The sequence below is a fragment of the Streptomyces sudanensis genome (genome assembly GCF_023614315.1).
Classification (GTDB): domain Bacteria; phylum Actinomycetota; class Actinomycetes; order Streptomycetales; family Streptomycetaceae; genus Streptomyces; species Streptomyces sudanensis.
Map to the genome: position 1 here is coordinate 2,275,729 of NZ_CP095474.1, position 8,233 is coordinate 2,283,961.

The following is an 8,233-nucleotide window of genomic DNA, read 5'->3' on the forward strand; positions in this document are numbered from 1 at the left end:
AGATGTGTCGAACAGNGCACNNGGGNNNANNGGCNNNCANCCGCNCCCGCNNNNTCCCCCCGCACGTGGTGTTCGCCGAGCGGCTGCTGGCCGTGCTGACCGGGGAGCGGCCCGTGCACTGGATGCTGGGCCAGACGATCGGCGAGGCGTACGAGCAGCTGATCCGCCTCGCCCCGGACAACCCCCTGCGGTCCGCCGAACCGGCCCGCCGGACCCGCCCGGTCCTGCGCCGCTGCGCCGGCGTCCCGCCCCGACCCGGTGTGATCGAGGCGTACGCCACCGTGGCGACGGGCTTACGGGTCCGGGCGATGGCGTTCCGCCTGGAACAGGGCCCCGACGGCAGGTGGCGCTGCGCGGCGGTCGACCTGGGCCCCGCCCGCGCCTGAGCGTGGCCGCCGGGTCATGGGCGGGAGGGCGTTGCGCGTCCCTCCCCCGCGGCGCCCGGGCGCACCCGGCCGGGCGCCCCGCGGGCCGCCCCGGGCCCGACGGAGCCCCGGGCCCGACGGAAGCCCGGGCCCGACGGAAGCCCGGGCCCCGGGCGCGGTACGACGGCGGCGGGGCCGGGACACGCGTGTCCCGGCCCCGCCGGACGAGGGGAGCCGCGGTCACTTCTTGCGGCGCCGGCCGCCCTTCTGGGCCTTGCGGCGCTCCGCGCGCGTCATGCCGTCCGCCTCGGACCGCGCGCCGTCGTCCTCGAAGTCGCCCTCGACGACGCCGCCCTCACCGTCGACGGTCGGCGCGGAGAAGTGCAGCCGGTTCGGCCGCTGCGGGGCGTCCAGGCCCTTGGCGCGGATCTCGGGGCGGCCGGCGCCCGCGGGGACGGCCTCCTCCTTCTCCAGCGACGGCCGCTCCGGGCCCGCCGCCACCGGGACCTCCTCGACCTGCTGCTCGACCTGGACCTCCAGGTTGAACAGGTAGCCGACGGACTCCTCCTTGATGCCGTCCATCATCGCGACGAACATGTCGAAGCCCTCCCGCTGGTACTCGACCAGCGGGTCCTTCTGCGCCATCGCGCGCAGCCCGATGCCCTCCTGGAGGTAGTCCATCTCGTAGAGGTGCTCACGCCACTTGCGGTCCAGCACGGACAGCACGACCCGCCGCTCCAGCTCGCGCATGATCTCGGAGCCGAGCTGCTTCTCCCGCGCCTCGTACTGCTCGTGGATGTCGTTCTTGACGGACTCCGCGATGAACTCCGCCGTGATGCCGGCCCGGTCCCCGGCGGCCTCCTCCAGCTCCTCGATGGTGATCTTGCACGGGTAGAGCTGCTTGAACGCGCCCCACAACCGCTCCAGGTCCCACTCCTCCGCGAAGCCCTCGACGGTCTCCGCCTGGATGTAGGCGTCAATCGTGTCGTCCATGAAGTGGAGGATCTGCTCGCGCAGGTCCTCGCCCTCCAGGACGCGGCGGCGCTCGCCGTAGATGACCTCGCGCTGCCTGTTGAGGACCTCGTCGTACTTCAGGACGTTCTTGCGCGCCTCGAAGTTCTGCTGCTCGACCTGCGACTGGGCGGACGCGATCGCACGCGTCACCATCTTGTTCTCGATCGGCACGTCGTCCGGGACGTTCGCCATCGCCATGACGCGCTCGACCATCTGCGCCTTGAACAGCCGCATCAGGTCGTCGCCCAGCGACAGGTAGAAGCGGGACTCGCCCGGGTCGCCCTGGCGTCCGGAACGGCCGCGCAGCTGGTTGTCGATGCGCCGCGACTCGTGCCGCTCGGTGCCCAGCACGTACAGGCCGCCGAGCTTCTTGACCTCCTCCGACTCGGCCTTCACGGCCAGCTCGGCCTTCTCCAGCGCGGCCGGCAGGGCCGCGACCCACTCCTCCGGGTGCTCGACCGGGTCGAGGCCGCGCTGCCGCAGCTCCGCCTCGGCGAGGTCGTCGGGGTTGCCGCCGAGCTTGATGTCCGTGCCGCGGCCGGCCATGTTCGTCGCGACCGTGACGGCGCCCTTGCGGCCCGCCTGGGCGACGATCGACGCCTCGCGCTCGTGGTTCTTCGCGTTCAGCACCTCGTGCGGGATGCCCCGCTTCGACAGCTGCTGGGAGAGGTACTCGGACTTCTCGACCGACGTCGTGCCGACGAGGATCGGCTGGCCCTTCTTGTGCTTCTCCGCGATGTCGTCGACGACCGCCGAGAACTTGGCGACCTCGGTGCGGTAGATCAGGTCGGACTGGTCCTTGCGGACCATCGGCCGGTTCGTCGGGATCGGCACGACGCCCAGCTTGTAGATCTGGTGGAACTCGGCGGCCTCGGTCATCGCCGTACCGGTCATGCCGGACAGCTTGTCGTAGAGGCGGAAGAAGTTCTGCAGGGTGATCGTGGCGAGGGTCTGGTTCTCGTCCTTGATCTGGACGCCCTCCTTCGCCTCGATCGCCTGGTGCATGCCCTCGTTGTAGCGGCGGCCCGCGAGGATGCGGCCGGTGTGCTCGTCGACGATCATGACTTCGCCGTCGATGACGACGTAGTCCTTGTCCTTCTTGAACAGTTCCTTCGCCTTGATGGCGTTGTTGAGGTAGCCGACGAGCGGCGTGTTGACCGACTCGTAGAGGTTGTCGATGCCCAGCCAGTCCTCGACCTTGGCGACGCCCGCCTCGTGGATGGCGACGGTCCGCTTCTTCTCGTCGACCTCGTAGTCGCCGGTCTCCTCGACGCCCTTGAGCGGGTTGCCCGGCTCGCCGCGCTTCAGCCGCTGCACCAGCTTCGCGAAGTCGCCGTACCACTTCGTCGCCTGGTCCGCCGGGCCGGAGATGATCAGCGGCGTACGGGCCTCGTCGATGAGGATCGAGTCGACCTCGTCCACACAGGCGAAGTTGTGCCCGCGCTGCACCAGCTCGTCCTTCGACCACGCCATGTTGTCGCGCAGGTAGTCGAAGCCGAACTCGTTGTTCGTGCCGTACGTGATGTCGCAGTTGTACTGCTCGCGGCGCTGCGCGGGCGACATGTTCGCCAGGATGCAGCCGACCTTCAGGCCCAGGAACTGGTGCACCCGGCCCATCAGCTCGGAGTCGCGCTCCGCGAGGTAGTCGTTGACCGTGATCAGGTGCACACCCTTGCCGGACAGCGCGTTCAGATACGCGGGGAGCGTGCCGACGAGGGTCTTGCCCTCACCGGTCTTCATCTCCGCCACGTACCCCAGGTGCAGGGCGGCGCCGCCCATGAGCTGCACGTCGTAGTGGCGCTGGCCGAGGACGCGCTTGGCCGCCTCGCGGACGGTCGCGAAGGCCTCCGGGAGCAGGTCGTCGAGGCTCTCACCGTCCTGGTACCGCTGCTTGTACTCGTCGGTGAGGGCCCGCAACTCGGCGTCGGAGAGGTTGACGAAGTCCTCTTCGATGGAGTTGACCTGGTCCGCGATGCGGTGCAGTCTGCGCAGGATCTTGCCTTCGCCTGCACGCATGAGCTTGTTGAAGACGGACACTGAGGCTGATCTCCTTGCCGGTCGGGCCTGGCACTAGGTCTTGTCATGGACACTGACACGGGCACGGCAGGTGGGCCCACCGCAACGGTCATCGTAAGCGAGGACCCCGCCGCGCCGGGAGGTCCGCGCCTCCGGAGAACGCCCACCGGAGCCACCACCACCCCCAACGAGAACGCCCGGAGCGCGCCGAAGGTGCCGCCGCCCGCCGAAAACGGCTCGTCCCCCCGCTCCCGCCGCCACCGGGATCCCGTCATGGAACCCGTCACCCTCACCTCCGAGCGCCTGCTGCTGCGCCCCTTCACCCCCGACGACGCCGAAGAGGTCCGCGCCGCCGTCCAGGACCCCGGGACCAAGCGCTGGACGCCCCTGCCCGACCCGTACGGAATCGCCGACGCGGAGGACTTCGTCGGCCGGTACGCCCCCGGCGGCCGGCGCGACGACACCGAGTACACCTTCTCCGTACGCTCCCGCGGCCGGGAGCACGGCTCCCTCCTGGCCTCCGTCGGCCTCCACCACCCGCGCTCCGGCACCTGGGAGGTCGGCTTCCGCACCGTCCGGGAGCACCGCGGCAACGGCTACGCCGCCGAAGCCGTCCGCATCCTCGCCCACTGGGCGTTCACCGCCCTCGGCTGCACCCGTCTCGAATGGCGCGCCGCAGTCGGCGACACCGCCTCCCGCCTCGTCGCCGAGAAGGCCGGCTTCACCCCGGAGGGCACCCTCCGCGACTGCCTGCTCGCCGCCCTCGTCCACCGCGGCACCCTCCGCGACTGCCTGCTCGCCTCCCTCCTCCCCGCCGACCCGGGACTGNNCCGCCCGCCCTCCCGTACCGGCCGTCCCGGCCCGCCTGACCCGCACCCCGCCGGCGTCCGCGCGGGGACCGGCCGGGCGTGTCAGTGCCGGGCCCTATCGTGCAGGGCATGACCACCACGCCGCGACCCATCACCGAGCTCTCGGCCGACGAGGCCCGCCGCATCGTCCTGCGCGCCCAGGGCCTCCTGGGCGCCCCCGACCGGCGCGCCGGCGTGCGCGGCGTCCTGCGGCGCCTCGGCGCGGTCCAGCTGGACACGATCTCCGTCCTGGCCCGCTCGCACGAGCTGGTGCCCTACGCCCGGCTCGGCGCCGTGGGCCGCCGGGCGGTCGACACGGCGTACTGGACGGGCGGGCACGCGTTCGAGTACTGGTCGCACGCGGCGTGCGTCCTGCCGATCGAGGAGTGGCCCCACTTCGCGTTCCGCCGCCGCGCCTACCGGCGGCGCCCCCAGTGGCACCACGACCTCCCGGACGGCACGTACGAGGCGGTGATCGGGCAGCTGCGCGCGAAGGGCCCCCTGACGGCCACGGAGCTGGGCGGCGCGAAGAACGGCGGCGAGTGGTGGGACTGGTCCGCCTCCAAGGTCGCCGTCGAGCGGGCGCTGATGTACGGCGAGGTCGTGTGCGTCGAGCGGCGCGGCTGGAAGCGCGTGTACGACCTCGCGGAACGCGCCGTCCCCGCCGACCTGCTCCACGACGAACTGGACGACGCCGAGTGCCTGCGCCGCCTCGTACGGCTCGCCGGGCAGGCGCTGGGCGTGGGCACCCGCGCGGACATCGCCGACTACCACCGCATCAGGGGCGAGGAGTTCGACGCGGTCGTCGCCGACTCGGGGCTCGTCCCCGTCCGGGTGGAGGGCTGGGAGAAACCGGCCTGGGCGGACCCGGCGGCACTGGACGGCGAGCCCCGCGGACGGCACCGCACCACCCTGCTGTCCCCGTTCGACTCGCTGATCTGGGAGCGGGCCCGCACGGAGCGGATCTTCGGCTTCACCCACCGGCTGGAGGCGTACGTACCGAAGCAGAGGCGCGTCCACGGCTACTTCGCGATGCCGCTGCTGGCGGGCGGCAGACTGCTGGGACGCGTCGACCCGGCACGCGAGGGCACTACGCTGGTGGCCCGGCAGCTCTCCCTGGCGGGACCCGGCGCGACAGCCCCGATGGCCAGGGCGCTGCGGGAGGCGGCGGAGTGGGTCGGCTGCGACTCCGTGCGCGTCGAGCGCACCGACCGCCCCGACCTCGTCCCGGCCCTCACCGCGGCACTGGACTGACCGCGGCACCGGACCGGCGGCGGGCCGCCGGCACCCGCAGGCCGCAGGCCCGCAGGGCCGCGGATCCGGGCACGGGCACGGGCACCTACCGGATCTCCAGGATCTTCTCCCGCATCGCGTAGACCACGGCCTCCATCCGCGAATGCAGCTGCAGCTTCTCCAGGATGTTGCGGACGTGGTTCTTCACGGTGTTCTCGGAGATGAACAGCTCCTTGGCGATGTCCCGGTTGTTCATCCCCGTCGCCACCAGCTTCAGCACCTCCAGCTCCCGGTCGGTGAGCCGGGGTGCCGGGACGAGGCGGCGGTCGTCGGTGCGCTGGATCATCGACTTGAACTCGGTCAGCAGCTTGGACGCCATGGACGGACTGATCTGCGACTGCCCGTCCGCCACGGCCCGGATGGCCGTGGCGACCTCGTCCGTGGAGATCTCCTTGAGCAGGTACCCGGTGGCGCCCGCCTTGATCGCGTCGTAGAGGTCCGCCTCCTCGTCGCTGATCGTCAACATGATGATCTTCGCGCTGGGGGCGACCTCCTTGATGGACGTGCACGCCTCGATACCGCCCCGCTTGGGCATGCGGACGTCCATCAGGACGATGTCGGGAAGCAGGTCGGCGGCCTTGTCCACGGCCTCCGCGCCGTCCCCCGCCTCCCCCACGACCTGGATGTCCTCCTCCTGCGCGAGGACGATCTCCAGTCCGCGGCGGAACAGTGCGTGGTCGTCCACCACCAGGACCCGGATGGGTTCCTTCCCGGACTCGCCGCCCCCTCCGCCGGAGGTGCCGTGCGAGGCGGCCCCGCGGTCCGGGGCGCCGGAGCCGCCCGGATGATGCACCGGGCCGAAGCTGTCCGCCATCGTTCCTCCCCCTGCAGGCCGGGGCCCTGGAGTCATAGTTCGGAGCACCAACGACGGTCCGACACGGACCGGTTGGCGCACGTCACCATGATTTCATGCCCCGGCGACCGGGCGGTGATCCTTCGGTGGCACGGAGGCGCCCCCGGGGCGCACGGAGGCACCTCCGGGGGCACCGGCACCGACCGCGGAACCGTCAGCCGCCGAGCGCTCCACCGGCGCCGCCCGCGCCGTCGCCCTCGCTCGCCGCGAGCGGGTCGTTCTCAAGGTGGATGACGCCGTAGTCGTAGGCGTGGCGCCGGTACACGACGCTGGGCTGCTTGGTCTCCGCGTCGACGAACAGATAGAAGTCGTGGCCGACCAGTTCCATCTCGTACAGCGCCTGGTCGAGCGACATGGGCGCGGCCCTGTGCGTCTTCTCGCGCACCACCAGCGGGCCCTCGCCCTGCACCTCGAGCGGACCGACCCGCATGGTCGGCGCGCTCTCCTCCGATTCCTCGAGCACCGCGACCCCGGCCCCGTTGAGCCGGGCGACGCCCGGCACCGCCTCGGCCACCTCGGCGGCCGTCATCCGGCCGCTGCCGCGGCGGGTGTGCCGCTTGTCGTGCTGCTTGCGCAGTCGAGCCTCGAGCTTCGCGGTCGCGAGGTCGAGCGCCGCGTACGGATCGGGGGCGGCCGCCTCGGCCCGGATCACCGGACCACGGGAGTGAAGGGTGATCTCCACGCGGTCAGACCTGTCGGCCTGCCGCGGATTGTGCTCCTTGGACACCTCGACGTCGAGGCTGATCACCTTGCCGTCGAGCTTCTGGATCTTCTCCAGCTTCAGCTTCTCGGCCACGTGCTTGCGGAACCGCTCGGGCACCTCGGTCTTGCGGCCCTTGACGACGATGTCCACGCAGAACTCCGTTCCCGGATCGCTCCAACCAGCTCAGCCGCTGGCGGGCATCTCCCTTTTGCACCAGACCCCGGTGAACACCGGAGTCCCGGACTTGGCGACTCGAACTTCCTCCTCCCCAGTCGACAAGGCCCCCACCCCACAACATCGATGTACTGGCCGGCTCCGGCATTCCGTACGGATGCATGCCTGCGCATTCGGTGAAGGGCGGCATTCGCCATTCCCGTACCACCGAACATATCCCGCCCGGACGGATGTCGGCACCCATTACCAGCACAAACCTCCGATCAGGCGTCCTTCTCCCCTCATCGTCTGCAACGTTTCAGGTTCCTCGTCAGTTCCGGTTTATTCCGAACGCTTTGGGAGATGCGCTCACAACGGCGGCACCGAGCAGTGAAGGCCCCCGCCCGCCGTACGGCGATACCGCACGCCCACGGCCGGAAATACGTGCCGATGTCACGGGCGGCGGGGATTGCGCCGCGAAATCCCCGGCCTCGCACGGACCCGGTCGGCCGGGCGCGGCGCCGGCCATCGGCACGATCCGGGCGGCCCCACCCCGGCACGGCACCCTCCGCGGTCCCGCCCGCGCGCCACCCGCCGCCGCCCATCTGAACATGCCCTCCTCGCGAAGCACCGCCCCCGCCGTACGCGGAAGCCACCCCCGCGCCGCACAGCGCCCGCGCCGCCTCGGCGAGCGAGGCCCCCGTCGTCATGAGATCGTCCACCAGCACCACCCCGGCGCCCTCCAGCAACCGCATCCCGCCCGGAACCACCTCCAACGCACCCGCCAGGTTCTCCCGCCGCCGCCGCGCGTCCAGCCCGGCCTGGTCGGCGACCGCCCGGCACTGCCGCAGCACCGGCGCGACCCGGGCCGCCACCCCGGCGCCCCGCAGCTCCCGCGCGGCGGCGACCGCCACCCGCCGCACCGCGTCATGGCCGCGGGCGCGCACCGCCCGGCGGGCCGACGGGACCGGCACCAGCACCAGGGGGA

General features: G+C 71.7%; 6 protein-coding genes and 1 pseudogene. 4 read left to right on the forward strand and 3 right to left on the reverse strand.

What is annotated here, in order from left to right; translation table 11 throughout:
• Positions 1-54 precede the first annotated feature (54 nt).
• A partial coding sequence (locus MW084_RS10485; protein WP_275563557.1) for an Rv3235 family protein occupies positions 55-386 on the forward strand: 332 nt, incomplete at its 5' end.
• A 219-nt stretch (positions 387-605) separates the two neighbouring features.
• On the opposite strand, the gene secA is transcribed toward MW084_RS10485, so the two are convergent.
• Entirely contained in the window at positions 606-3,416 is a 2,811-nt protein-coding gene (gene secA / locus MW084_RS10490; protein WP_010473976.1) for a preprotein translocase subunit SecA, read from the reverse strand.
• Positions 3,417-3,668: 252 nt separating this feature from the next.
• Here secA and MW084_RS10495 point away from each other — a divergent pair.
• Together MW084_RS10495 and MW084_RS10500 are read left to right on the forward strand one after the other, a co-directional pair.
• Positions 3,669-4,223, forward strand: a 555-nt coding sequence (locus MW084_RS10495; RefSeq protein WP_275563558.1) for a GNAT family N-acetyltransferase, incomplete at its 3' end; no start/stop codon positions are given.
• A 110-nt stretch (positions 4,224-4,333) separates the two neighbouring features.
• On the forward strand, positions 4,334-5,497 hold the full coding sequence (locus tag MW084_RS10500; protein WP_029553755.1) for a winged helix-turn-helix domain-containing protein: 1,164 nt from the start codon (positions 4,334-4,336) through the stop codon (positions 5,495-5,497).
• A gap of 85 nt (positions 5,498-5,582) precedes the next feature.
• Here the strand turns inward: MW084_RS10500 and MW084_RS10505 are convergent, their stop codons facing one another.
• Both MW084_RS10505 and hpf read right to left on the reverse strand, forming a co-directional pair.
• Positions 5,583-6,350: a response regulator gene (locus MW084_RS10505; protein WP_010473973.1), complete on the reverse strand. Its 768-nt coding sequence runs from the start codon at positions 6,348-6,350 to the stop codon at positions 5,583-5,585.
• A gap of 193 nt (positions 6,351-6,543) precedes the next feature.
• Complete coding sequence (hpf, locus tag MW084_RS10510) at positions 6,544-7,242, reverse strand: ribosome hibernation-promoting factor, HPF/YfiA family (RefSeq protein ID WP_010473972.1); 699 nt, start codon at positions 7,240-7,242, stop codon at positions 6,544-6,546.
• 614 nt (positions 7,243-7,856) lie between these two features.
• Here hpf and MW084_RS24565 point away from each other — a divergent pair.
• Positions 7,857-8,233 (forward strand): annotated as a pseudogene (locus MW084_RS24565) (hypothetical protein); the annotation flags it as partial.